This is a genomic window from Halomonas alimentaria (assembly GCF_009902005.1).
In the GTDB taxonomy this organism is placed as follows: domain Bacteria; phylum Pseudomonadota; class Gammaproteobacteria; order Pseudomonadales; family Halomonadaceae; genus Halomonas; species Halomonas alimentaria.
The window spans coordinates 3,240,194-3,266,661 of the sequence record NZ_WUTT01000001.1 but is presented as its reverse complement, the minus strand read 5'-3'; the positions used below and the strand labels follow the sequence as shown (position 1 = coordinate 3,266,661).

Genomic DNA, 26,468 nt, shown 5'->3' with positions numbered 1-26,468 from the left:
CGCTGGCGTGCTGTCGTCACCGCCCACGTAGCCGGTGTAACCGATGACGTTGCCGTCGGCGTCGGTGTCGGCCACCAACACGATCTCGTTGGCCGAATCCGTGGTGTCGGCACCGGCCAGGTAGAGACCGGTGGCCGTGGCGGTGGCCGTCAGGCTGTAGCTCACCGTGCCGGCACCGTCGGCGCCGTAGAGCGGCGTGCCAAACAGCGCTGCCACATCCGTCGCGGTGATGGTGGCGTCGATCGAGCCGTTGGCGAAGGCTTCGCCGGCATCGGTCTCGTCCAGCGTGACGCTGGCACTAGCACCTTCCGCGGCGCTGGCGTCGGGACCGTCGTCAAAGAATCTCACCGCTCCACCGACCTCTGCACTGTCGCTGTCGGTGTCACCGTCGGCATCGGTCACTGCCACCGTGGCAGTGATCAGGCCGGCCAGGTCGAGGGTGTCGTTGTAGTCGGCCGCAGTGCTGCCGTCGGTGAGGTGCTCAAGCGCAACATTCTGGGTCACCGTCAGGGTGCCACTGGCGTTGATCACCACCGTGAAGGCGGTCTGGGTGACACCGGCACCGTCCACGTACTGGCCGGTGATGGTGGTGGCGTTGGTCTCGACCAGGCTGATCGGGTAGTCGCCCTGGGCGGTGGCCAGTGCGGTGGTGCCTGCACCACTCAGCTCCAGGCCGTAGACGGTGGCGTTGGCGGCCGCGGCACCATCGGCACCGAACAGCACCGTGGTGTCGACGATGGCGGCCGCACTGGTGGCCGTGATCGGGCCATCCGCGAAGGCTTCGCCGGCAGCGGTCTCGTCGAGGCTGACGCTGCTGCCCACGGCGTCGATGCTGACGCTGGGACCGTCGTCGTAGAAGGTCACCGCCCCGCCGATCTCGACACTGTCGCTGTCGCTGTCACCATCGGCATCGGTCACTGCCACCGTGGCGGTGATCAGGCCGGCCAGGTCGAGGGTGTCGTTGTAGTCGGCCGGAGTACTGCCGTCGGTGAGGTGCTCAAGCGCGACATTCTGGGTCACCGTCAGCGTGCCGTTGGCGTTGATCACCACCGTGAAGGCGGTCTGGGTGACATTGTCACCGTCCAGGTACTGACCGGTGATGGTAGTGGCGTTGGTCTCGACCAGACTGATCGAGTAGTCGCCCTGGGCAGTCGCCAGCGCGGTGGTGCCATCACCACTCAGCTCGAGGCCGTAGACGGTGGCGTTGCTGGCCGCGGCACCATCGGCGCCGAACAGGACCGTGGTGTCGACGATAGCGGCCGCACTGGTGACCGTGATCGGGCCATCCGCGAAGGCTTCGCCGGCAGCAGTCTCGTCGAGGCTGACGCTGCTGCCCACGGCGTCGATGGTGACGCTGGGACCGTCGTCGTTGACGTCGATGGTCAGCGTCGCCGGGTCGGAGACGTCACCGTCGCTGTCGGTGACCCGCACATCAAACAGGTCCTGTACCTGGTCGGCACCCAGAATGGCGTCGGCGGTGTCGTGATCCAGGGTGTTGTCGCTGAGCGTGTAGCTCCAGCTGCCGTCGGTGTCGACGGTCAGGGTGCCGTAGTCACCACTGATCTCGGTGCCGTCCGCGGCAATCACGACCCAGGTGCCCGCGGCGTCCTGCACCTCGATCTGGTCGAGGGTGTCGGCGCCGGTGGTGATCTGGAAGGTGCCGGTCACAGTGGTGGTGATCGCCGCCCCGCCCTGGCCACTGCCGTCGGCCAGCGCAGACTCCCACACGGTGTCGCCGTCCTCGTTGAGATCCGGGGTGGTGACCGTGGGCGTGGAGTCCTCGGCGATGCTCAGCGTCACCGTGGCAGTGCTGGTGTCACCATCGGCATCGGTGAGGGTGTAGGTGAAGCTGTCGTCACCTTCGGCACCCGGATTGGCGGTGTAGGTGAAGGTGCCATCGTTGTTGTAGGCCACGCTGCCCTTGGTGGGCGGGGTAGCCACGGCAACGCCCGTGGTCAGGTCGACGCCGTCGGCACCGGCGGTGTCGTTGGCGAACACATCGATGTCGACGCTGCTGTCTTCGGCGATCTCGCCCACGGCGTCGGCGACAGCCTCCGGCCCATCATCGGTGATGGTAATAGCGAGCGTCGCCGGGTCGGAGACGTCGCCGTCGTCATCGGTGACACGCACGGCAAAGGCCTCGCCGGGCACCTGGTCGCTGGTACCGGTCTCGCCGGCCAGCGGATGATCCAGGGGTTCGGTCAGGGTGTAGGTCCAGCTGCCATCCGGGTTCACACTCAGCACGCCGTAGGTGCCCTGCACCTCGGTACCGCCAGCGGAGATCGCCACCCAGTTGCCAGCGGCATCCTGAACCTCGATCAGGGCCAGCTCGTCGCTGCCGGTATCGATCTGGAAGGCACCGGAAGTGGTAGCTACACCGCCGCCGCTGCCCTGCTCGAGAGCAGACTCCCACACGGTATCGCCATCACCATCGAGATCCAGCGTGGTGACGGTCGGGATGGAATCCTCTTCGGCCTGATCCAGGAAGGTATCTTCCGGGAACTCGACCTGGTCGAACTGACCGAGGCCATACTCGTAGCTGAGCGGAGTGAGCGGCTCGGTGATGCGTGCCAGCATCACGAAGCTGTGGCCACCTTCCGCGCCGCCACCGGGCCCGGCACCCGCGGCCGTGGGATCCAGCTCGGCGAGCAGGTCGCCCTCGCCTTCGTCGATGGCGGTGAGCAGCGCCTCGAGATCCTCATCCAGGGCGCTTGCTTCATCTTCGGCCACCGCTTCCTCACCGCCGAGGTCCGGGGTCATCGCCACTTCCTGTCCCCCCTGGATGACAGTGGGATCGAGGTTGTCGCCGAAGTCGAGCTCGACCCGGGCGCCATCCGCGGTGACGAGAACCTCGCCCTCCTGCAGGGTGTCACCGATGCTGAGCTCGCGGAGGTTGCCGTCGGCGTCGCGCGCCCAGGCCTGACCGGTAATGGCGGTAACGGTGGCGATGGTCATGGTATGACTCCTACAGGGTGTTCTGGCGATAACAGGCGTGCCGACGCACGCCCGGTCAATACATTGAAGCTAGGCAATAACCATGGGGCGGGATATTGGACCGAAGTACAGTAAGAGACGGGAGTTGATCTACATCACAAAATCGGGTCAACCGACAGGAGACAAGCGAGAGGGTGAACACCTATGTAAGCGTACTGTTCACTGGCTGGAATCCGCTACCACTTCGCGGGTAGGCGACAACCGCAGCACCAGCTGCATGCGGTCGCGCACACCCAGCTTGCGGAACACCGACCCCAGATGCGCCTTGACGGTGCGCTCGGTGATATCGAGGCGGCGGGCGACCTCCTTGTTGCTGTAGCCCTCCACCACCGCCAGGGCCACGGCACGCTCGCGTTCGGTCAGCCCTGCCAGGGCATCGCTGCGCATCCGCCCGGCACCGCCCAACGCCTGGAAGGCGCCGCCCACGACCCGCGCCATCAGCTCCGGCGGCACCCAGATCCCCTGGTTCATGATCACCAGCCGCGCCTGGCGCAGCAGCTCAGGCGGCGACAACGCGTGCACATAGCCACGTGCTCCACTCTCCAGCGCCTGGAACGCCTCGGCGGCGCTCGGCGAGTAGGTCATCACGCCCACCTGGGCCCCGCGTCGGTGGAGTTCGGCGACCTGCTCCGGCCAACTCTCGCTGTCCACCATCACCCACACACAGTCGCCACGCACCAGCCTGGCCTTGATGTCATCGGTGCGAATCAGGCGTGCATCACTGAAGGCCTCGCGCCAGCGCGGTATCTCGTCGCGCCCCTGACTGACGAAGTAGGTCGCCATCTATCGTTCTCCCATGGAATTGCTCCACGCCCGCAGCACGGGCTTGAGCATGAACTGCATCACGGTGCGCTTGCCGGTCATGATATCGACCTGGGCGGTCATGCCGGGGATCACCTCCATCTCGGGATTGGCATTGGCATCCTCGGTCGAACGCACGCGCACCAGATAGAAGGTGTTGTCGTTGTCGTCGGTGATGGTGTCGGCGCTGATGCGTTCCAGCTCGGCCTCGAGGCCGCCATAGATGGCGAAGTCGTAGGCGGTGAGCTTGATGGTGGCGGGCTGCCCGGGGCGCAGGAAGGCGATGTCCTGGGGGGCGATGCGCGCCTCCACCACCAGCTGGTCATCCGAAGGCACGATCTCGACCACCTCCTGGCCGGGCTGGGCCACACCGCCCAGGGTATTGATGTTGAGCCGCTGCACCACGCCGTCGACCGGCGAGCGAATCTCGGCCAGGCGTACGCGATCCTGCAGCCCGGTGCCGGACTCCTCCAGGGCGCTGAGGTCGCCGATGGTCTGGCTCAGGTCGTTGCGCCAGTCGTTGCGGCGCTCGGCCCCCAGCTCGCGAAGCTGGGTTTCGGCCTCTTCCACGGCGGCCTGCAGGCGTGACACCGAAGCTGCCGCCTGGTCGCGCTCGCCGGTGGCGCGAGACACCTCGCGACGCAGCCTGAGCACCTCTACCTCGGAGACCGCCCCGGACTGGAGCAGCGGACGGGTCAGGTTGAGCTCCTGGCTGGCCATGTTGGCCTCGCGCTGGGCAGTATCGCGCCGCGCCCGCGCCTCACGGAGCTCCTCCTCGCGCTGGCGGATACGGTCGCCCAGCACATTTTCCTGCTCGCGCAGCTCCTCGCGGGCGCTCTCGTAGGCCTCGCGCTCCTGGGCGACGATATCCGGCGCCTGAGCGCGCAGCTCCTCGGAAGGCGCGAAGGGAGTATCGGTGACCAGCGCCCGCAGCCGCTCGGCCCGGGCCTGCAGCGACTGGATCTGGGAGCGGTTCTCGCGGAAGTTAGCCAGGTAGCGTGTCGGGTCGATGCGCATCAGCACCTCCCCCTGCTCCACTCGCTCCCCCTCGCGCACCAGGATCTCCTGCACCACGCCACCGTCGTAGGTCTGGACGCGCTGCAGCTGGCTTGTGGGAATCACCCGGCCGGCCCCGCGGGTCACCTCGTCGATGGGCGCGAAGTAGGCCCACACCAGCAGCGCGACGATGGCCAACAGCAGCACATAGAGGAACCCGCGGGCCCGAATCGGATCTTGCTGCAAGCGGGCCCAGTCGGCATCGCTGGCCCAGTCACGGTTGAGGTGCGCCGCGGTGACGCGCTTGGCAAACAGGCGATCCATGAAGGGGCGAAACGGCCTGCCGCCCACTTCGGAGAAACGCCCGATCGCCTCGAAGCCGCGCTGTTCGGCGGTAGGATCCTGCTTCCTGGCCATCAGCGCGCCCTCCCGATCTGTCCCTTGCGCAGCGCCTCGACCACCTTGTCACGAGGGCCATCGGCCATGATACGGCCGGCGTCGATGACGATGATGCGATCCACCAGCGAGAGCAGCGAGGTGCGGTGGGTCACGACGATCATGGTCTTGGACTGCGCATAACTCTTGAGGTGGGTCTTGAAGGCCTCTTCGCTGGTGTGGTCCATGGAGCTCGTCGGCTCGTCAAGCAACAGGATCTGTGGATCATTGACCAGCGCCCGGGCCACCGCCACCGACTGGCGTTGGCCGCCGGAGAGCGCCTGGCCGCGCTCCCCTACCGGCAGATCGACCCCCTGGGGGTGGCCGTTGACCAGGCTCTCCAGGCCACTGAGCTTGATCGCCCGCAGCAGCGCCTCGTCATCCACCCCCTCGCTGCCGCCCCCGGCAACGATGTTCTCGCGCAGGGTGCCATAGAAGAGGCTGACGTCCTGAGGCACGTAACCGATCTGGCGGCGCAGCTGGATGGGGTCGAACTGGCGCAGGTCCACGCCATCGATCATCACCGCCCCGGCGGTAGGTTCATAGAGACCCAGCACCAGCTTGTTCAGCGTGGTCTTGCCGCAGCCGATACGCCCCAGCAGCGCCACCTTCTCGCCGGCCTGGATGGTCAGCGAGACATCACGCAACGCCTCGTTCTCCTGCTCCGGATAGCGCAGCGAGACCTTGTCGAAGCGGATCTCGCCGCGGATCACCGGGCGGCTGACGAAGGCCTTGCCCTCGGGGCGTTCCACCGGACGCTCCATCACGCCATTGAGCGACTGCAGCGCGGTGGAGGACTGATGGTACTGGGCCAGCAGCGCCGCGGCCTGGCTGACCGGTGCCATGGCCCGGGAGGAGAGCAGGTAGGCGGCAATCAGGCCGCCCTGGGTGAGATTGCCCTCGATGATCTGGTAGACACCGATGATGATCACGCACACCGCCACGCTGTGCTGGGCCCACAGCGCCACACTGGAGACCGAGGAGCTGACCAGGCGCAGTTGAGCGGCAGTACGGGAGAGGTAAGCAGAGGCTTTCTCCCAGGTGTTCTGTATGCGGCTCTCGGCGCGCAGCGTCTTGACGGTCTCCAGCTGGGAGACCGACTCCACCAGGGTGGCGTTACGCTGGGCGCTGACCCGCCAGGTAGTCTCGGAGAGCTCGTGCAGCTTGCCCTGGGCGGCCATGGCGTAGAGCAAGACGAAGGCGATACCCACCAGCACCGGAATGACCAACGGCGGGCCGATCAGGGCGATGATGGCGGCGAACATCAGCACGAAGGGCAGGTCCACCAACGCCACCACCGTGGCCGAGCCGATGAAGGCGCGAACCGACTCGAAGGACTGCAGGGTGGCGGCGAAGGAGCCGGTGGAGGCGGGTCTCGCCTCCATGCGCAGCCCCAGCACCCGTGCCATGATCGACGATGACAGCTTGACGTCGGCCCGGCTCGCCGCCAGGTCGACGAAGGCGTTGCGCATCAGGCGCAGCACCAGGTCGAAGCAGAGCACCACGAAGATACCCACCGCCAGCACCCACAGCGTCTCGGTGGCGTGGTTGGGCACCACCCGGTCGTAGACGTTGAGCACGAACAGCGGCATGGCCACGGCGAACAGGTTGATCATCACCGAGCCGGCGATGACATCGCGGTAGAGCTTGCGGTTCTCGCGGATCACGCCCCAGAACCAGTGCCGGGAATGCTGTCGGTTCACCTCGGGGCCGCGGGCATCGAAGTGGAAGCGTGGGCGCACGTAGATGGCCTGGCCGCTATAGCTGGCCTCCAGGCCATCCAGCGCCACGTCGCTCGCGGCGTCGCCCAGTTCGGGAAAGATGACCCTGGCCTGGCGCGCCTTGAGGTCAAGCCCCAGCAGCACGCAGGCTCGTCCCGGTTCGAGCAGCAGCACGACCGGGAAGAGCGCCGGGTTGAGCTGCACCAGGCGGCTCTTGACCAGGCGTGCCGAGAGGCCGGCACGGCTGGCGGCGCGGGGGAAAACCCCGGGTGTGAGCCGGCCCTGCTCCAGGGGTAGCCCGGCGGTCAGCGATTCGGCGGTGGTCGACCTGTCGTGACAGGTGGCCACCGTCTGCAGGCATTCCAGCAGTTCATCCTGAACCGCGGAACGCGATGAACCTTCCGATGACTCAAGCGGCTCTCTCTGCGTCACACACACCTCTTTTCATCGAATGGCCCCACCGGCACTGGGTCGATGGGGCCAGGGTGGCACCGGGGAAGAGTCCATCTCCCCCGGCATAGGTCCGCAGGGCTCTCAGCCGCGAGACGCGACCTCCGGGGCCAGTTGAGCGTAGCTCGCCGGCTCAATCGCTACCAGCGCATCGATCTCGGCATAGAGGCCGCCGGCCACGGGGGCATAGTCGGTCGCCGTCGGCGCCTCGAACCGCGGGGTGCTTGTGGCCGAGCGTGATGCCAGGGCGTCGATGGCCGCCGGACGGAAGTCGGTCATGTCGAGGTTCTCGCCGACCCTCTCCAGGGTCACCTCGACACGACGGTTCTGGCGCCGCCCCTCCACGGTGGCATTGGTGGCCACCGGCTGGCGGGAGCCGTAGCCACGCGTATGGAGCAGGTTGCGATCCACGCCCTGGGAGGCCAGGTAGCTGGCCACGCTATCGGCGCGCCGCTGGGAGAGCGGGTCGTTGATGGCATCGTTGCCGGTGGTATCGGCATGGCCGGCGATGAAGATCTGCTCGAGGTCGGTGCGGCCACGGACCTGCTCGGCCAGGTCCGCGAGCTCGCGGCGCGCCTCGGCGGAGAGCACGGCGCTGTTGATCTGGAACAGGGCGTCCGCGGAGAGGGTGATATCCGGCGCCCGGGTGGGCTCGGTGCCGCCGGTGAAGTCCGCCAGGGTGAAGCCCATGGGGCCATCCGCCGGGCAGATGGTCTCGGGGTCCAGTGCCACGCCGTCGCTGCCCATCTCGGCCAGGGTCGGCATGTCGTCGCGCACCACGCCCAAGGTCTTCATCAGCTGCCCCATGGCCGCCAGGGTGCGGGCATCGGCCAGGGCCACATCGTACTGGGCGTTGGCGAAGGCTCGGCTGGCCTCGAAGTACTCGTTCTCGCTGTCCAGCACGTCGAGCAGGGTGCGCTGGCCGATATCGAACTGCTGCTGGTAGGCGCCGCGCACGCGGTCGATGGAGAGCCGGTGCTGGTTCAGGTACTGGAGCTGCTCACGTAGGCGCTGGGTATCGTTGTAGGCGATCTGGGTGGTCTGGCGAACGTCGATGCAGGCCTTCTCGCGCAGGTTGATCGACTGTTCGACGCGGTCACTCGCCGCGCGGAACGAGGCCAGGTCGCTGCCGCCACGGTAGAGGTTCATGCTCGCCACAAGCTCGATGCTCTGGCGCTCGCGATCCCCCAGCCCCTCGTAGCCGGAGTCATTACGGTAGGTGCCGGCACGCCCGCGCAGGTCGAGGCGCGGATGGAAGGCGGCCTTGGTGCCCTCGCGCGCGGCACGGCTCGCCTCGATATTCTCGATGGCGGCATGGAACTCGGGGTTACCCTGGAAGGCCATGTCCAGCGCTGCGGCCACGTTGGGCGGCAGGCGGTCATCGAGTTCCGGCGCCGGCGCTAGCTGGGCGGCGGGCAGCTCACCGACGATGCGCTGGAAGCGTGCCGTGACGTCATGCAGGTTGGAGGCCTCGGTCATCAAGTTGGACTCGGCCAGGGCCAGGCGGCCACTGATCTGCTCGAGGTCCACCCCGCGACCGGCACCCGACTGCACGCGCTCCTCGATCTGGCCGAACACCCGCAGGTGGTCGGCGTAGTTCTCCTGGGCCAGGCTCACCAGCTCGCGGTAGCGGCTCACATCCAGGTAGGCACGGGTCGCCTCCAGGGCGACATTCTCGCTGGCCCCGACCAACTCGTAGTAGCGCACCAGTTTGGCGCGGTCGAGGCGCTCCACCTCGCTGGCGGTGGCGAAGCCGTCGTAGATCATCTGGGTCAGGGTGATCTCGGCCAAGCGGGTCTCATAGCTGCCGCTGTGCGGCTGAGCCAAGGTGCCGGTATCTCCCTCACGATACTCGCGCCCGATGCCGGCATTCACGTCGACGCTGGGCAGGTAGTTGCCGAAGGCGACATCCACGTCGTTATCGGCGGCGCGCAGCCCGTTCCAGGCGGCATGCACCTCGGGGTTGGTGGTCAGCGCCTGACGTACCACGCCGGTCAGGTCCGCCGAGCCCGGCGCGGCGAGCCCCGGCGGCAAGCTCTGGGCCACCGCCGCGGCAATGGGCATCAGGGTCAGGGCGGCACCCAGGGTAGCGGCACCGGCTAGACGACGAGAGGAGGGTGTTGCGAGTGTGCGATTCATGACGATTCCCTTGCGATGAACGTCCTGGAGGGGATGTGAGCCCCCGCAGAACACGAGCTTGCTTATTATCGGGCCTCAGTCGCCGCACCCCGTACGCGACTGGCGCTTCCTTATTACCGTGTCTGAAGATCCCGCTATCGTCTGAAGATTCTGCTAAAGCTTGATGACGTCACTCACGCCCACCCGCCTGGAGGCACCTGCCTCCGGCTCAGCCCGAATGACGGGATCAGACGCCTCCTGCTAATGAGGTGCTTTTAATTTAGTGTTCAGTCGATTCAATGCCATGACGCATTTGTAATTTAGTGTAACGCGGGGCGTAGCATTGTCCAGCACAATTGCACAGACTCCTTTAGGAGATTGTGCTTTTCTGATGTAGGACAAAGCTTACAGGTACCGCGGGGCCTCTCCCCGCGCGGGCAAACGTGCTATCGTCTCGGCCATCGACACGGTCGGTCATCACAAGGAGCACGCCATGTCCTCATCGGAAATCCAGAAGACGCGCGTTATCAATGAGTTGCGGGGCTTCATCAAGAAGCTGCTGCAGGACCCCAAGATTCTCGAGCAGTCGCTGGAGATCGCTCGCCGCCACCTGCCGGAGGGCCATTCCGAGGCGGTCATGGCGCGAATCGCCAACGAGATCTCAGACACCACCAGCGTGCATATCCCGGAGGAGCCCGCCGAGCACTCCGAGGCAGACAAGCTGTTCCTCGAGCTGCTGCGCGAGGTGGTTGGCGAGGAGCAGGCGCTCTACTGAGCCCTCCCCGCTCGACAGCGGCACCCACGACGCCCGGCGCCGTCCGGGCGTCGTCGTGTCCGGGCACTGCGGCTATGGTAGAATGGTAAAACCTTGTTTTTACTGGAGCTGTACAGCCCTCGCCACCATGTACTACCTGCTCAAGCTGTTTCCCGAGATCACCATCAAGTCGCGCTCCGTGCGCCGACACATGACCCGCTGCCTCGCCGCCAACGTGCGTAATACCCTGAAGCCGCTGGATCGACGCATCGCAGTACGCGATGGCTGGGACCTGCTGCGGGTCTCGCTGCCAGTAAGTGCCGGCGCGGCGCTGGTCGACGAGGTGGAGGCCCGCCTTACGCGGATGCCCGGCGTTCAGGAAGTACAGGAGGTGCGCGAGGTCGATTTCAGCGATCTGGACGAGATCACCGCCCAGGTCGTGCCGCGCTGGCAGGCCCATGTCACCGGGCGGCGATTTCGCGTTTCGGCCAAGCGGCGAGGCCGCCACGACTTCTCCTCGGAGGATCTGGAGCGCCATCTCGGCGCGGCACTGCTGGCCGCCGCCCCCGATGCCCGCGTCGATCTGACGCACCCCGAGGTGAAGGTGACGGTGGAGGTCGTGGATCAACGGCTGCGCCTGATCGACCGCCGCCTGCCGGGCCTCGGCGGCTACCCCCTCGGTCTGCAGGGACAGGCCATGGCACTGATCTCCGGCGGCTACGATTCGCCGGTGGCCGCCTGGCGGATGATCCGCCGCGGCATCAAGACCCACTTCCTGTTCTTCAACCTCGGCGGCCCCGAGCATGAGCGCGGCGTACGCGAGGTGACCCACCACCTCTGGCAGCGCTACAGCGCATCGCACCGGGTCAACTTCATCTCGGTCCCCTTCGAGCCGGTGGTCGGCGAGATCCTGCGCCGGGTGCCCGACGGCATGATGGGCGTGGTGCTCAAGCGCATGATGGTGCGCGCCGCCTCGCGCATCGCGCGCCGCCACCGGGTGCCGGCGCTGGTCACCGGCGACGCCATCGCTCAGGTCTCCAGCCAGACCCTGACCAATCTGGCGCTGATCGACGATGCCAGCGAGCTGCCGCTGCTGCGCCCGCTGTTGACCGATGACAAGCAGACCATCATCACCCAGGCCCGAGAGATCGACACCGCACGCTTCGCCGAGAGCATGCCGGAGTACTGCGGGGTGATCTCGCGCCGCCCCCACACCCGTGCTCGCCGTGACCAGATCGCCGCGGCCGAGGCCGGCTTCGACTTCGCGGTGCTCGATGCCGCCGTCGACGCCGCCGAGATCACCCGCATCGACCGTCTCGCCGAGTCCCCTGGCGCCGCAGCTGCTGCCCAGACCAAAGACGAGGTTCTCGAGGCCCGGGAGGGCGAGGACGTCAGCGTCATCGATATCCGCCCCGAGGGGGAGCGAGAGGCGGCCCCGCTCACCCTGCCAACGGGACGGCGTCTGGAGATTCCCTTCTATGAGCTCCAGCAGCGCGCCCCGCAACTGCCGGATGACCGCCACTACTTCCTCTACTGCGACCAGGGGGTGATGAGTCGCATGCAGGCCCTGCATCTGCATGATCGCGGCCTCACCCATTTCGGGGTCTACCTCGCGTCCTCGGCGCGTTGAATTTGCCGCTTCACCTGGCGGGGGAGCGTCTACGCTGGAGGGAAAGATACCTTTCGTTACACGAAGGGGCACTCCGGGAGCGAGACGATGGTCAGGCGCAGGCGTCAGGCCCCATCCAGAGACGCCGGAAATGGCGAGATACTGCTCGACGACGGCTGGCCGCGGCCGCCACGCCTGCCCGAGCCTCGCGAGGTCCGGCGGCGCCGGCTATGGCCCTGGCTGCTGCTCGTCCTCGCCCTGGTCGGTACCGCCGTGGCGGGCCTGGTGGTGGCCGAGGTGCGCTCCTCGGAGTGGCAGGCCCGCGAACTCTCACGCTATGCCGGCCAGCTCACCTATGCGCTGGCCCCCGGGCCCAGCGAGCGCTGGCAACCACCGGCACACGGCCCCTTCGACGCACGCCTCGGCTACACCCGCCTGGCCGATTTCCAGCGCCGGCTGCTGCAGAGTGACTTCGCCATCGAGCAGCAGGCGCGCTTCTCACCGGCGCTGATGCGCTATACCCAGCGCGGCTTGTTCCCGCCCTATCGCGAGAAGACCCGGGCCGGGCTCGACCTCGCTACCTGCAGCGGCGAGCCGCTCTACCACTTTCGCCATCCAGAGCGTCACTATCCCGACTTCGAGTCCATCCCGCCCGTGGCACTGGCGATGCTGCTGTTCATCGAGAACCGCGGCCTGCTGGACAGCGAGAGCCCCCACGCCAACCCCGCGGTGGACTGGCCACGCTTCGCTCGCGCGGCCCTCTCCCAGGTGGGCCAGGCGCTGGACTTGCCCGGCCAGTCCGCCGGCGGCAGCACCCTGGCCACCCAGATCGAGAAGTACCGCCACTCCCCCGGAGGCCTGACCCACTCGCCCACCGAGAAGCTCCGCCAGATGGTCTCGGCCAGCGTGCGCAGCTACCGCAACGGCCCCGAGACCCTCAGCACGCGCCGCGATATCGCCCTGGACTACCTCAATACGGTGCCACTCGCCGCCGTGCCCAGCAGCGGTGAGGTGCACGGCCTGGGCGATGCCCTCTGGGCGTGGTTCGGTGCCGACTTCGCCGCCACCAACCGCCTGCTGCACCAGGCGCCCGCCGCCGCGCCGCCCACCGCGGCCCACGGCCAGGCCCTGCGTCGCACCCTGGCGCTGATGATCGCCCAGCGGCGCCCCAGCGGTTATCTCAATGCCGGGCGAGAGTCCCTCGAGGCAATGACCGACAGCTACCTCGGGCTGCTGGCCGAGCATGGCGTGATCTCCCCTGCGCTTCGGGATGTCGCCCGGGCCCAGCGACTTGAGTTCCGCGACTTCGCCCTGGACCCCATTCGCCCGCGTGTCGAGGCCGGCAAGACGCTGCAGGTCGCCCGCACCCGCCTGGCGGGGCTGCTGGGCGTCTCGCTGCAGGAACTGGACCGCCTCGACCTCTCGGCCACCACCACTCTCGATGCCGAGTTGCAGGCGGCCGTCACCGAGCACCTCCACAGGCTCGCCGACCCCGAGTTCGCCGCCGCCCAGGGGCTGGTCGGCGAACGCCTGCTGGATGCCGACAGCGCCGCCGCCGTGCGCTACAGCTTCACCCTGCTGGAGCGCGGCGAGGCGGGCTTCGATGTCCGCGTGCAGACCGACAACGACGACCAGCCCTTCGACCTCAACCAGGGCAGCAAGCTCGAGCTCGGCTCCACCGCCAAGCTGCGCGTGCTGGCCAGCTACCTGGAGATCGTCGCCGAGCTCCATGCCCAGCATGCCGGCCAGCCGGCCGAGACCCTGCGCGCCCTGCCGGTGGATCGCCAGGATGCCATCCGCCGCTTCTTGATCGACAGCCTGGTCGCTAGACCGGAGATCAGCCTGGCCGAGCTGCTCGAAACCGCCATGCAACGCCGCTACTCCGCCAGCCCCCACGAGGCCTTCTTCACCGGCGGCGGACGCCACACCTTCAGCAACTTCAGCCGCCGGGACGACCGCCGCCGACCGACCCTGGAGGAGGCGCTGCGCGAGTCGCTGAACCTCCCCTTCGTGCGCCTGATGCGCGACCTGGTGCAATTCACCATTCATCAGGAAGCGGATCGCCGGCGCCTGCTGGAGGACGATGATGATCCGCGCCGCCTCGACTACCTGGCGAGCTTCGCCGACCGCGAGGGGCGCGTCTTCCTGCAGCGCTTCTGGCGCAAATACCGCCACCTCGACACCAGCGCACGCCAGGAGGCCCTGCTCGGCGGCCTCAAGCCCGATGCCCGCCGCCTGGCCGCGGTTTTCCGCTACCTCTACCCCGAAGGTGACTCCATCGCCTTGACCGCCTTCCTCGCCGAGCGCCTGGACGACCGGCGGCGGCTCGACCTCGACCTTACCGCTCTGCACGAGCGCAGCGACCCCAGCACCCTCAGCCTCTCCGACCAGGGCTATATCGCCGGGGTACACCCGCTGGAGCTGTGGCTGGTGGGCTTTCTCATCGATCGCCCCGACGCCGACTACGCGGATGCCGAGCGGGCCAGCCGCGAAGCGCGCCAGGAGGTCTACGGCTGGCTGTTCCGAACCCGCCACCGCGGGGCCCGGGATTCCCGCATCCGCACCATGCTCGAGACGGAAGCCTTCACCGAGATCCAGCGCCGCTGGGAGCGGCTGGGCTACCCCTTCGCCCACCTGGTGCCCTCGCTGGCCACGGCGCTGGGCAGCTCCGGCGACCGCCCCGCCGCCCTGGCCGAGCTGGTCGGCATCATCCTCAACGACGGCATACGCCTGCCCACCCGGCGAATCGACTCGCTGCACTTCGCCGCCGATACCCCCTACGAGACCCGCTTCGTGGCCGACGCCTCCCGCGCACAGCGGGTCATGGCGCCGGAGGTGGCCGCCACCCTGCGCCGCGCCCTGGGACAGGTAGTCGAGGGCGGCACCGCGCGGCGCCTGCAGGGTAGCTTTGCCCTGGAGGACGGCACTCCGCTCGCCGCGGGCGGCAAGACCGGCACCGGCGACAACCGCTTCCAGACCGTCACCGCCTCGGGCCAGGTGATCCACTCCGAGGCGCGCAGCCGCACCGCCACCTTCGTCTTCCACCTGGGCGACAACCACTTCGGCACCCTCACTGCCTATGTCCCCGGCAGCGACGCCGCAAACTTTTCTTTCACCTCGGCACTGCCGGTACAGGTACTCAAGGGCATGGCCCCCCTGCTCACCCCCTACCTCATCCCGGGAGAACAGAACCGCTGCCGCCCCGGCTCGCCATCCGAACCGCTGATGGCCGACGACACCCGCCAGCCCAACGACGCCTCCTGAAGGAACAGGACAATCGTAGTTACAGTAACCACGGGCGCTGGGGACAAGCCGGAGAGGAGGTCCTACGCCAGGGATGGCGTCGGTAGCGCCCAGGGAGGGGTTCACAGCGCCTCCTCGAAGGCTTGTCGCCAGATCAGCCCCAAGCTACAAGCTATCTTCGATAGCACTGCCTGACCCAGCCTTCCGGGTGCAGTCAGGCGCCATCCCGGCTACAATCGAGCGTCTGATTTTCCTGGGATTCAAGAGCCGATATGTCGACGAACGCCACGCGCAAGATCCTGGTCACCAGCGCCCTGCCCTACGCCAACGGCGCCATCCACCTCGGCCACCTGCTCGAGTACATCCAGACCGACATCTGGGTGCGTTTCCAGAAGAGCCGCGGCCAACAGTGCCACTACGTATGCGCCGATGACGCCCATGGCACCGCCATCATGCTGCGCGCCGAACAGGAGGGCATCACCTCCGAGGCGCTGATCGACCGCGTCAGCCGCGAGCACCAGGCGGACTTCGCCACCTTCGGCGTGGCCTTCGACAACTATCACTCGACCCACTCGGAAGAGAACCGCTACTTCAGCGAACTGATCTACACCCGCCTGCGCGACAAGGGGCATATCGCCACCCGTGACATCGAGCAGATGTACGATCCGGTGAAGGGACTGTTCCTGGCCGACCGCTTCATCAAGGGCACCTGCCCCAAGTGCAAGGCCGACGACCAGTATGGCGACAACTGCGAGGCGTGCGGCGCCACCTATACCCCGGCCGACCTGATCGACCCGGTGTCGGCAATCTCCGGCGCCACCCCAGAGGTCCGCGGCTCCACCCACTACTTCTTCAAGCTGCCCGATTTCGCCGACTTCATGCACCGCTGGATCAACGACGGCCACGTCCAGCCGCAGATCCGCAACAAGCTGATGGAATGGTTCGAGGCCGGCTTCAACGAGTGGGACATCTCCCGCGACGCCCCCTACTTCGGCTTCGAGATCCCCGACGCCCCGGGCAAGTACTTCTACGTCTGGCTCGACGCACCGATCGGCTACCTGGCCAGCTTCAGGAACCTCTGCGATCGCGAAGGCATCGACTTCGACAGCTACTGGAATAAGGACAGCGACGCCGAGGTCTACCACTTCATCGGCAAGGACATCGTCTACTTCCACGCCCTATTCTGGCCGGCGATGCTGCATGGCGCCGACTTCCGTACCCCCACGGCGGTCAACTGCCACGGCTTCGTCACCGTCAACGGCGCCAAGATGTCCAAGTCCCGGGGCACCTTCATCAAGGCCGCCACCTACGCGGACCACCTGAACCCGGAGTACCTGCGCTACTACTTCGCCGCCAAGCTCACCTCCCGGGTCGACGACCTGGACCTCAACCTCGAGGACTTCGCCGCCCGGGTCAACAGCGACCTGGTCGGCAAGGTGGTCAACATCGCCAGCCGCTGTGCCGGCTTCGTCAAGAAGCTGGGTGGCGGCAAGCTCTCGGCTCACTGCGCCGAACCGGAGCTGGTGGCCCGCTTCATCAGTGCCGGCGACGAGATCGCCGAGCAGTTCGAGATTCGCGAGTTCGGCCGCGCCATGCGCCTGGTGATGGAGCTGGCCGACGAGGCCAACACCTATATCGCCGAGGCCGAGCCCTGGGTGCTGGCCAAGCAGGAGGGGCGCGAGCAGGAGGTGCTGGATATCTGCTCGGTGGGCATCAACCTGTTCCGCCAGCTGATGGTCTATCTGGCTCCGGTGGTGCCGGCCATGGCCGAGGGCGCCCGCGACTTCCTCAAGCTCGAGTCGCTGGACTGGCATAGCCGCCACGAGATGCTGCTGAACCACGAGATCGCCAAGTTCAAGCCGCTGATGACCCGCGTGGAGCGGGAGAAGATCGACGCCATGATCGAGGCGTCCAAGGAGGACCTGGTGGAAGAACAGAAACTCAAGGAGACCCCCAAGGGGCCCCTAGCCGACGAGCCGATCGCCCCAGTGGTCTCCTTCGACGACTTCATCAAGGTGGATCTGCGCATCGCCCGCATCGCCAAGGCGGAATACGTCGAGGGCGCTGACAAGCTGCTCAAGCTGACCCTGGACCTGGGCGGCGAGAGCCGTACGGTCTTCTCCGGCATCCGCGCCGCCTACGCCCCCGAGGCGCTGGAGGGCCGACTCACCGTGATGGTCGCCAACCTGGCGCCGCGCAAGATGCGCTTCGGTGTCTCCGAAGGCATGGTGCTGGCCTCGGCCAACGACGAGGGTATCTACCTGCTCTCGCCGGACACCGGCGCCGAGCCCGGCCAGCGGGTGACCTGAGCCACCGTGAGTCGCCGTGACCTGATCGAGGCCATCGATACCCTGCTGCCCCAGACCCAGTGCGGCAAGTGCGGCTTCGATGGCTGCCTGCCGTATGCCGAGGCGATCGCCGACGGCGAGCCCATCAACCGCTGCCCGCCCGGTGGCGAGCTCACCCTCGCCCGGCTGGCCGAGCTGACCGGCCAGCCCGTGCAGCCCCTTGCGGAGCCCGCCCAGCTGCCGCTGGCCGCGGTGATCCGCGAGGCGGAGTGCATCGGCTGCACCAAGTGCATCCAGGCCTGCCCGGTGGACGCCATCCTCGGCGCGGCCAAGCGCATGCATACGGTGATCGTTGATGAGTGCACCGGCTGCGAGCTGTGCGTGGCGCCCTGCCCGGTGGACTGCATCGACCTGGTGCCCCATCCCGCCTGGCAGGCCGCCGAGACCGACGCCGAGCGCGACGCCTACCTGGCGCAGCGTGCCGAGCTGGGGCGCCGCCGCCACCGTGCCCGCCAGGCGCGTCTGGCACGGGAGGCCCGCGACAAGCGCCTGGAGCGCCAGAAGCGTTTGATGCAGCAACGCCGGCGCGCCGACAGCACAGGAGCTGCTGCCACTCCCGGGAACGTGGTCGTGAAGCGCCAGCGTCAGATGGCCCTCAAGGCCGCCGAACAGGCCGTCAAGCGTGTGCAGCAGCAGCTGGAGAGCGCCCGGCGTCACGGTGACGCCGAGGCAGAAGCCACCGCCCGCGCCCAGCTCCCCGAGGCCGAGCGGCTGCTCGCCGAGGCCAGAGGCGCGCTGGAGCAAGCAGGCACGTCCGAATGATCCGATGACACTTTCCCGACTTCACCGCTTGGGGCTGATCCGGCGACAGGCCTGCGAGGAGGCGCTGTGAATACATCCCTGTACGCTACCGACGCCATCCCTGGCGTAGGACCTCCTCTTCGGCCTGTCCCCGGCGCCCCTCGCTCCTGCCAGGGACTGAAATGAACGCCCAGAAACGCTACGAGATCTTCGCGCGGCTGCGCGAACACAACCCCGAGCCCACCACCGAGCTCAACTGGGAGACACCCTTCGAGCTGCTCGCCGCGGTGCTGCTCTCCGCCCAGGCCACCGATGTGGGTGTCAACAAGGCCACGGCCCGGCTCTTCCCCGTCGCCAACACCCCCCAGGCGATCATCGAGCTCGGCCTCGAGGGGCTCAAGGAACACATCAAGACCATCGGCCTCTACAACACCAAGGCCGAGAACCTGATGAAGACCTGCCACCTGCTGGTGGAGAAGCATGGCGGCCAGGTGCCCGAGACCCGGGCCGCCCTCGAGGCACTGCCTGGCGTGGGGCGCAAGACCGCCAATGTGATCCTCAACACCGCCTTCGGCCAGCCCACCATCGCCGTGGACACCCATATCTTCCGGGTCTCCAACCGCACCGGCATCGCCCGCGGCAAGGATGTGGTCGAGGTGGAGAAGAAGCTGCTGCGCCATGTGCCGAAGGAGTTTCGCCAGGATGCCCACCACTGGCTGATCCTGCATGGCCGCTACACCTGCGTGGCACGCAAGCCCCGCTGCGGCAGCTGCGTGATCGAGGATCTCTGCGAGTTCAAGGAGAAGACCGAGCTGTAGCCGGGCAGCCGTTGACGACTGAAGGCTGGCATCGACCCTTATAGCCTGATTGACTGGCGGCAGGCCCCGACGAGTTCACTACATGGAAGCGCTGAAATACCTCCTGCTGCCGCCGGTCATCAACGCCCTGCTGATCCTCGCCGGCCTCGCTGCCGGCGCCCGACGGCTGACAGGCGGACTGCTGATCGCCCTGGGGCTGGCCAGCCTGCTGGTGCTCGCCACCCCGATAGCGAGCCACGCCCTGCGCCAGGGGCTGGAACCGCCGCCGCTCTCTGGCCCAGCGGCCCTGCGTGGCGAGGGGGCCATCGTCATCCTCGGCGGCGGCCGCGACTACCAGAGCCCCGAGTTCGGCTGGGGCGACGCCCCCAGCAATCCCACCTGGCGACGCCTGGCCTATGGCGCCTGGCTGCAGCGTGGCAGCGACTGGCCGATCCTGGTCAGCGGCGGTCGCGTCCATGACGAACACAGCGCCGAGGCCAGCCTGATGGCCGCGGCACTGCGTGAGGTGTTCGGGGTGCCGGTACGCTGGCTGGAGGGCGAGAGCCGCAACACCGCGGAGAATGCGCGCTTCAGCGCCGCCATGCTGGAGGCGGCGGGGATCGAGCGCGTCGCGCTGGTCTCCCAGGCCTGGCACCTGCCCCGGGCGAGCGCGGAGTTCGAGGGGGCGGGCCTGGAGGTGGTCGCGGCACCCACCGAGTTTGCCAGCGCCCCGCCGCCGGGCCTGCATGCCTGGATCCCGCGCGCCTACCACCTCAACCAGAGCACCCGCGCCCTGCACGAGTGGCTGGGTCGCGGGGTCAGCTGGCTCAAGACCCAGCTGCCGACCCGCTAGAAGCCCTCGGCCTCGAGGCGTTCCGCCAACTGCTCGAGGATCTCGATGCCCTGCACGTCGGTGGGCAGCCAGGGTAGCCGCGGGCGCGGCAGGTGACCCAGCTCCTCGTCGATACGTGCCAGGTAGGTGGCCTCCTGTTCGCGGCGAGCGTTGAGGAAGTCGCCATCGGCCTCCGGCGGAATGACCCGGTTGACCAGGGTTCCGGCTACCGGGACATGGGCCTCCTCCAGGGTCGCCACGGCCCGGGCGGTCTCGAGGATCGGCAGCCGTTCCGGCGTCAGCACGAAGAGGAAGCCGCTCTCCTCGGCGTTCTCGATGCGTCGCCGCGCCTGGTGGAAGAGGCGCCGGCGATCGATCAGGGTCTTCGCCACATCGCGGGTCTTGTCGTCCAGGTCGGCCAGCTCGTTCTCCTTCGGATCATCGAAGGGGCTCGCCACGTCGCGGCCGCGCTTGGGCGTCAGGTGTGAGAGCACCTTGCCCAGCTCCTCGGACTTGCGGTTATGCGCCAGCAGGCCATCGGTCCAGGCCGCCATGGCTTCGGGCAGGGTCAGCAGCCGCAAGGTATGGCCGGTGGGCGCGGTATCGAAGATGATCAGGTCCCAGTCGGCCTCGTCATCGGTGATGATCCGCGCCAGCCGCTCGAGCAACGCCGCCTCCTGGGTCCCCGGCGACAGCCGGGTCAGGCGCATCTGGCGCTCCAGCTCGGCCATCATCTCCGGCGCCGCGTAGCGCCGCATCTGAGAGGTGACCCGGGCCAGGTGGGCCTCCACCTCGGCATCGGGGTCGATCTCCATGGCATCGAGGTTGGGCAGCAACCGCCGGGGCGTGTCGGCCAGCTCGCGGTCGAACACATCGCCGAGGCTGTGGGCCGGGTCGGTGGAGACCACCAGCACGCGCTTACCGCGTCGGGCGGCGAGCACCGCCAGGGCCGCGGCCACGGTGGTCTTGCCGACCCCGCCCTTGCCGCCCACCCAGAGCAGGCGCTTTTCCAGTAACTGTTTCATATGACTCCAGTGGCTATCAACTAAGGGCCGCCAATACAGAGCGATTCAGGCCCTCGGAGCTATACCGGTGACATCTCTTCGGGGAGGCGCTGTGAACCCCTCCCTGGGCGCTACCGACGCCATCCATGGCGAAGGACCTCCCCTACGAGATATCCCCGGCGCTCCTCGGTCGAAGCCTGCTGCTGATTCTGTTCAGCAACACTTGAAATGATCCAGCGGCGAACGCTCCATGCCCATGCGGCGGTGCCAGTCATGGAAACGCTCCAGCAGCAGGGGCTGCAGCTCCAGGGTGTAGTAGGCCGCCGGATTGGGAACTCCCATCATCTCGGAGAACACCAGCAGCATGAAGAGGTCGTCCTCGTCTCGCCGGGCACGGGCTATCGCGCCCCGATAGGGGGAGGAGTAGACCTCCTCCGCGAAGAAACGGGCCTGGCTAAGCCAGGCCCGAATCCGTTCGAGACGAGCCTCACGACCCTCGTGTCGGTCGTCGCTCATCCTTCTCTCCTTGCGTTCACTCCTGCTTGGCAGGCGCCTCGTTGCGCAGCCGCTTGAGCGCAGAGACACACTCCAGCGCCACCAGGATCGCGGCCACCAGTACCACGATATCCAGGCCCAGCAGGAAGTAGTTGCCCTGGTCGAAGAAGGTGCGCAGCTGGATCAGCAACGCGGCGATGGTCATCACCAGCAGGAAGGCCAGCGGGGCCAGGGTGTACCACATCGGGCGACCCAGGCGCACCAGCATCACCGTGACCACCAGCAGGGTCAGGCCGGCCAGCAGCTGGTTGGTGGTACCGAACAGCGGCCAGATGATCAGGCCACCGGAACCATCCGCACCGCCGGCACCGAAGGCCAGCAGCAGGCAGCTGCCCACCGCCAGCAGGGTGGCCACCGCGGGCTTCTTCATCCACTGCTGATTATAGATCTCGCCCCACTCCTGGAAGATGTAGCGCTGCAGGCGCAGGCCGGTATCCATAGTGGTGCCGGCGAACAGCGCCGCCATCACGGTGAGCAGGGTCGCCGCGGTGGCTTCGGGCAGGCCCAGGCCGTTGTGGATGATGAAGGCGCCACCCTCGACGAAGGCGTTGACGCCACCCTGACCGAAGGCGGTGTACATCGCCTCCCAGTCGGCGAGGCTGGCGAAGCCGGCGGTCGCGGCGAGGATGGCGGCCAGCGCCAGCATGCCCTCACCCACGGCACCGAAGTAGCCGACGAAGCGGGCGTCGGTTTCCTTGTTGAGCTGCTTGGAGGTGGTGCCGGAGGAGACCAGGCCATGGAAGCCGGAAATCGCACCGCAGGCGATGGTCACGAACAGCAGCGGCAGCAGCGATGGCGTGCCGGCCGGCACGTTGTCGTTGAAGGCCGGGGCGATCATGCTCGGGTTGAGCAGCAGGATGGCACCGTAGAGCACGATCAGGCCGACAAACAGCTGCAGGCCGTTGATGTAGTCACGCGGTTGCAACAGCACCCACACCGGCAGCAGCGAGGCGATGGCGGCATAGCCAAACAGCAGCAGGATCCAGATGGCGTTACCCGAGACACCTGCGACTTCCGCCGGCATCTGCAGGGGCACCGAGGGACCAATGCCGATCAGCGCATAGAGCGCGACGACGCCGACGATGGAGACCATCGGCAGGCTCATCTTGCGGCGATAGATCATCTGGCCGATCACCAGGGCCACCAGGATGGCGCCCCACACCGGGACCACGGCGCTTGAGAAGTTCATCATCAGGCCGGCGATCACCACGGCGAACACCGCGTTGACCATCAGCAGCACCAGGAAGATGACGATCATGAAGATGCTGCGCGCTCGCTTGCCGACCACATCGCCGGTCAGGGCACCGACCGACTTGGCCTTGTTGCGCACGCTGGCCCAGATGGCACCGGAATCATGCACCCCGGCGAAGAACACGGTGCCCAGCACCACCCACAGGAAGGCAGGTACCCAGCCCCAGATCACCGCGATGGCGGGCCCCACGATGGGGGCGGCGCCGGCCACGGAGGTGAAGTGGTGGCCCCACAGCACATAGCGGTTGGTGGGCACGAAGTCGACGCCATCTTCGAACTCGTGGGCGGGCGTCTTGAAGTCGGGGTCCAGTCGGTAGATCTTCTCGGCGATGAACTTCGAGTACAGGAAGTACCCGGCCGCCATCGCGGCAAGACCCAGGACCAGGACGAGAATGGCACTCATGGCACACTCCTAGCAGGTGGGTGTGGGTTGAACAGGATGCAAGGCCTCGGTACGGGACCCTGCAGACAATGGTCTAACCTTGTTACCTTCGCGTCCATGCGCTTCGCTGGCTAATCACCACTTTCGCGACGAAAGTATTAGAACCATCGAATCGGATGGCATCAGGTGGCGTGGAGGCCGAACTCGCCGATACGCGCCACCGTGCGTTGATAGGCCTCGCGCTCGCGGCACGCCGCGAGGAAGGCCTGCAGGTTCAGGTAGCCCTCCAGGCCGCCCCGGCTGGCCAGGGCCAGCACCGGGAAGCTCATCTGGATATCGGCGACACTGAACGCCTCGCCGGCGAACCAGGGCCCGCGGGCCAGCTCATCCTCCCAGAACGCCACCAGGCGGCGGATCTCCGGTCCCAGGTACTGCTGCTCGACCCCGCGCGCAAACAGCCTGCCCAGCGGCCGCGCCAGAGCCGGCACCGGCGGCTGGCCGAGCCGCGAGAACACTAGCCGCATCACCAGCGGGGGCATCGCCGAGCCCTCGGCGTGGTGCATCCAGAAGCGGTAGCGCTCGAAGGCTTCGCTGCCGCCGGGCGGCACCAGCCGACCCTCGGGGTCGTGATGCTCGACCAGGTAGTCGAGGATCGCCCCCGACTCGGCCAGCACACGCTCACTGCGACTGCGATCCTGGATCAGCGGCGACTTGCCGAGCGGGTGCAGCTCGCGCAGGGTGTCTGGGGCCAGCAGGGTCTGGGGGTCGCGCCGATGGGTCACGATCTCGAACTCGACACCCAGCTCCTCGAGCAGCCATACGACCCGCTGCGAGCGGGAATTCTCCAGATGGTGTACTTCGATCATGCGACTCTCCCGGTTGTCCATGGGGTCACCCTAGCACGCAGCACACAACGACTCCTGCCAAGGTCGTCTTTGCCCGGCCATCGGCGGCCACTTAGACTGACCGCAACAACGACGATAAATAACAGGAGTGCGTCATGGCCAAGGTGCTGGTGGTGGACGATGAACCCAATATCGTCCTGTCGCTGGAGTTCCTCATGCAGCAGGCCGGCTTCGAGGTAGTCACCGCCGAGGATGGCGAGAGCGCCCTGGCGCGCGTCGAGGAGGGTCCACCGGACCTGGTGCTGCTGGATATCAGCCTGCCCGGCATCAGCGGCTTCGATGTCCTCGAGCGCCTGCGCGGCGACCCGACCCACGCCCGCCTGCCGATCATCATGCTCACCGCCCACGGCCGTGAGGTGGAGCGCGAAAAGGGCCTGGCGCTGGGTGCCGACGACTATGTCACCAAGCCCTTCTCCACCCAGGCGCTGGTGGAGAAGGTCAAGTCCCTGCTCGCCGAGGTGTCCTGATGGCGCGTCGACCCTCCGGCCTGCCCCGCCGCCAGCGCCTCATCGGCCTGTGGCTGCTGCTCAGCGGCATCAGCATCTTCGGCGGCGCCACCTTCGCCCTGTGGCTCGACACCCTCTTCCAGCCCCAGGGCTTCGCCCGGCTGGTGCTGTGGGCGGGTTGCTTCTCCGGCGGCGGAACCATCTTCCTGGTCGGCCTGCTGCTGGAGCGCCAATTGTTCACCCCGCTGCGCCACCTTCAGGTGCAACTGGCGCGGCTGGTGGCCAACCCCGATGCCCGTGACGACTACCCGCCCGAAGGCTGGTTGCGTGCCCTCGGGCCCGACCTGGTGCGGGTGCGCGAGGCGTGGCGCAGCGATCGCTCGCGCCTGGCCACTGCCCACGCCGAGGGGGCCCGCAGCGCCGCGCGTATCCGCCAGGAGCTGGAGACGCTGCTGCAGGTGCTCGACACCCCGCTGCTGCTGTGCGACCACCATCGTCGCATCCTGCTCTTCAACCAGGCCGCCGAGGCACTGTTCGAGGACCATGCCAGCCTGGGGCTGGGCAAGCGACTCGAGACCCTGCTGCCGGCCACGAGCCTGCAGGACGCCCTGCGCCAGCTTCCCGCCAATGGCGCCCCGCGTGAGGTGCTCGTCCCCAGCGGCGAACGCTGGCTGCGCGCCATGCTGCGCCGGGTGCCCGGCAGCCATGGCGAGACCCTGCTCACGCTCACCGACACCACTGCCGCCTGGACCAGCGAGATGGGTGCCCGGGCCGAACTGCTCGACGGCCTGCCCCGCCTGCGCCGCCACGGCGCCAGCCTGACCAGCGCCGCCGATGCCCTCTCCGCCCTGCCCGAAGGGGCCGGGGAGATGCGCCGCCGGCTGGAGAGGGTGATCCATGAGGAGAGTCAGGGCCTGGGCGAGGACATCGAGGGCCTCGCCTCGCTGGTCGAGCGCATGCAGCAGGAGGGCGAACGCCTGATCCCGCTGTGGTCCAACGACCTCTGGGCCAGCCTCAACGAACGTCGCCCCGCCGAGCGCCAGGTCACCGCCGTGGGCATGCCGGCCTGGCTCAAGGGCGACGCCAGCGCCCTGCTGGTGCTGCTTGGCTCGCTGCTCGATACCCTGGAGGCGAAGCTGGGCGAGACACCCCTGGAGGGCGAGGTTTGCCTGGGCAACAAGCGGGTCTACCTAGACCTGATCTGGCGGGGTGCGCCGCTCTCCGAGCGCTGCCTCGGCGAGTGGCAGCAGCAGCATCTGGAGTCACTGCCCCTCAACCCACGGGTGGCCGACGTGCTGCGTCAGCACGCCAGCGACGCCTGGAGCCTGGCCGATGACGACGGCGAGCATGCCCGCCTGCGCCTGCCCCTGCCGGCCACCGAACGCGTCGGTGCGCCACTTCCGGCGACCCCGCCACGCCCCGAGTTCCACGACTTCGGCATCGCCGACCTGCCGGCCCCCGATGCCGAGCTCGCTGCGCGCCCGCTGCGCGCCCTGGAGGTCGTCGCGTTCGACACCGAGACCACCGGCCTGGAGCTGCGCCGCGGGGATACCGTGATCAGCATCGGCGCCTGTCGCATCGTCAACGCCCGCCTGCTGGCCAGCGAGACCTTCGATCTCTACGTCGATCCGGGCAAGCCGATCCCGCCGGCCAGCACCGCCATCCACGGCATCACCGACGATGCGGTGGCCGGCGCCCCGCCCCTCTCGGTGGCCCTGCCGCGCTTCCGCGACTACGTGGGGGATGCGGTGATCCTGGCCCACAATGCCGCCTTCGACCTGCTGGCCCTGCAGCCGCCGGGGGCCGGCATCGAGCTGGACATGCCGGTGCTCGACACCCTGCTGATCTCCCGGGCGCTCGATGCCAGCCTCGACGGCCACGACCTCGACACCCTGGCCGAGCGCTACGACCTCGCCTTCCCGCCCGGCACCCGGCACACCGCCCTGGGCGACGCCCGAGTCACCGCCGAACTCTGGCTCTCGCTGCTGCCGCGCCTCGAGGCCCGCGGCATCGATACTCTGGAGAAGGCGCTGGCCCTGCAGAACAGCGCCCTCAACAAGGAGGACGCCTGCGCCTCATGATCGCC

The 26,468-nt window shown here is 67.7% G+C and carries 18 protein-coding genes; 9 read left to right on the top strand and 9 right to left on the bottom strand.

Going from position 1 to position 26,468, the window contains the following annotated elements:
• The 5 genes from GRB96_RS15390 to GRB96_RS15370 all read right to left on the bottom strand — a co-directional run.
• A partial coding sequence (locus tag GRB96_RS15390) for a retention module-containing protein (protein ID WP_161432939.1) occupies positions 1-2,955 on the bottom strand: 2,955 nt, incomplete at its 3' end.
• Positions 2,956-3,153: 198 nt separating this feature from the next.
• Positions 3,154-3,777 carry a response regulator transcription factor gene (locus GRB96_RS15385; RefSeq protein WP_161432938.1) on the bottom strand — a complete coding sequence of 208 codons (624 nt, stop codon included), beginning with the start codon at positions 3,775-3,777 and terminating at the stop codon, positions 3,154-3,156.
• Complete coding sequence (locus GRB96_RS15380; protein ID WP_161432937.1) at positions 3,778-5,208, bottom strand: HlyD family type I secretion periplasmic adaptor subunit; 1,431 nt, start codon at positions 5,206-5,208, stop codon at positions 3,778-3,780. It abuts the gene before it with no gap.
• Complete coding sequence (locus tag GRB96_RS15375) at positions 5,208-7,379, bottom strand: type I secretion system permease/ATPase (RefSeq protein WP_161432936.1); 2,172 nt, start codon at positions 7,377-7,379, stop codon at positions 5,208-5,210. Before GRB96_RS15375 ends, GRB96_RS15380 begins: the two co-directional genes overlap by 1 nt.
• A 102-nt stretch (positions 7,380-7,481) precedes the next feature.
• Entirely contained in the window at positions 7,482-9,536 is a 2,055-nt protein-coding gene (locus GRB96_RS15370; protein ID WP_161432935.1) for a TolC family outer membrane protein, read from the bottom strand.
• Positions 9,537-10,008: 472 nt separating this feature from the next.
• Between GRB96_RS15370 and GRB96_RS15365 the strand changes: the two genes are divergently transcribed.
• The 7 genes from GRB96_RS15365 (at position 10,009) to GRB96_RS15335 (ending at position 19,860) form a co-directional block, all read left to right on the top strand.
• Complete coding sequence (locus GRB96_RS15365; protein ID WP_161432934.1) at positions 10,009-10,290, top strand: hypothetical protein; 282 nt, start codon at positions 10,009-10,011, stop codon at positions 10,288-10,290.
• 82 nt (positions 10,291-10,372) lie between these two features.
• Positions 10,373-11,899 carry a tRNA uracil 4-sulfurtransferase ThiI gene (gene thiI / locus GRB96_RS15360; RefSeq protein ID WP_240894186.1) on the top strand — a complete coding sequence of 509 codons (1,527 nt, stop codon included), beginning with the start codon at positions 10,373-10,375 and terminating at the stop codon, positions 11,897-11,899.
• An 87-nt stretch (positions 11,900-11,986) separates the two neighbouring features.
• Positions 11,987-15,142, top strand: coding sequence for a transglycosylase domain-containing protein (locus GRB96_RS15355; RefSeq protein WP_161432933.1), 3,156 nt, complete (start codon positions 11,987-11,989; stop codon positions 15,140-15,142).
• Positions 15,143-15,393: 251 nt separating this feature from the next.
• A complete protein-coding gene (gene metG / locus GRB96_RS15350; protein WP_161432932.1) occupies positions 15,394-17,430 on the top strand; it encodes a methionine--tRNA ligase in 2,037 nt (678 codons plus the stop codon).
• A gap of 6 nt (positions 17,431-17,436) precedes the next feature.
• A complete protein-coding gene (locus tag GRB96_RS15345) occupies positions 17,437-18,231 on the top strand; it encodes an RnfABCDGE type electron transport complex subunit B (RefSeq protein WP_161432931.1) in 795 nt (264 codons plus the stop codon).
• Positions 18,232-18,392: 161 nt separating this feature from the next.
• The gene (gene nth / locus GRB96_RS15340) at positions 18,393-19,028 is read left to right on the top strand and encodes an endonuclease III (RefSeq protein ID WP_161432930.1); all 636 of its coding nucleotides are present in this window, start codon (positions 18,393-18,395) and stop codon (positions 19,026-19,028) included.
• Positions 19,029-19,110: 82 nt separating this feature from the next.
• The gene (locus GRB96_RS15335; RefSeq protein ID WP_161432929.1) at positions 19,111-19,860 is read left to right on the top strand and encodes a YdcF family protein; all 750 of its coding nucleotides are present in this window, start codon (positions 19,111-19,113) and stop codon (positions 19,858-19,860) included.
• Here the strand turns inward: GRB96_RS15335 and GRB96_RS15330 are convergent.
• The 4 genes from GRB96_RS15330 to GRB96_RS15315 all read right to left on the bottom strand — a co-directional run bounded on the left by GRB96_RS15330 (position 19,857) and on the right by GRB96_RS15315 (position 23,897).
• The gene (locus GRB96_RS15330; RefSeq protein WP_161432928.1) at positions 19,857-20,864 is read right to left on the bottom strand and encodes an ArsA family ATPase; all 1,008 of its coding nucleotides are present in this window, start codon (positions 20,862-20,864) and stop codon (positions 19,857-19,859) included. The two genes, GRB96_RS15335 and GRB96_RS15330, sit on opposite strands and share 4 nt — an antisense overlap.
• Before the next feature lie 192 nt (positions 20,865-21,056).
• Positions 21,057-21,359: a cory-CC-star protein gene (locus GRB96_RS15325; protein ID WP_023004431.1), complete on the bottom strand. Its 303-nt coding sequence runs from the start codon at positions 21,357-21,359 to the stop codon at positions 21,057-21,059.
• A gap of 16 nt (positions 21,360-21,375) precedes the next feature.
• Positions 21,376-23,052, bottom strand: coding sequence for a carbon starvation CstA family protein (locus GRB96_RS15320; RefSeq protein ID WP_161432927.1), 1,677 nt, complete (start codon positions 23,050-23,052; stop codon positions 21,376-21,378).
• 161 nt (positions 23,053-23,213) lie between these two features.
• Positions 23,214-23,897, bottom strand: a complete 684-nt coding sequence (locus GRB96_RS15315; RefSeq protein ID WP_161432926.1) for a glutathione S-transferase — start codon at positions 23,895-23,897, stop codon at positions 23,214-23,216.
• Between the two features lie 134 nt (positions 23,898-24,031).
• Between GRB96_RS15315 and GRB96_RS15310 the strand changes: the two genes are divergently transcribed.
• Complete coding sequence (locus GRB96_RS15310) at positions 24,032-24,403, top strand: response regulator transcription factor (RefSeq protein WP_161432925.1); 372 nt, start codon at positions 24,032-24,034, stop codon at positions 24,401-24,403.
• Positions 24,403-26,463 carry a 3'-5' exonuclease gene (locus tag GRB96_RS15305; RefSeq protein WP_161432924.1) on the top strand — a complete coding sequence of 687 codons (2,061 nt, stop codon included), beginning with the start codon at positions 24,403-24,405 and terminating at the stop codon, positions 26,461-26,463. Before GRB96_RS15310 ends, GRB96_RS15305 begins: the two co-directional genes overlap by 1 nt.
• The last annotated feature ends 5 nt before the right edge of the window (positions 26,464-26,468 follow it).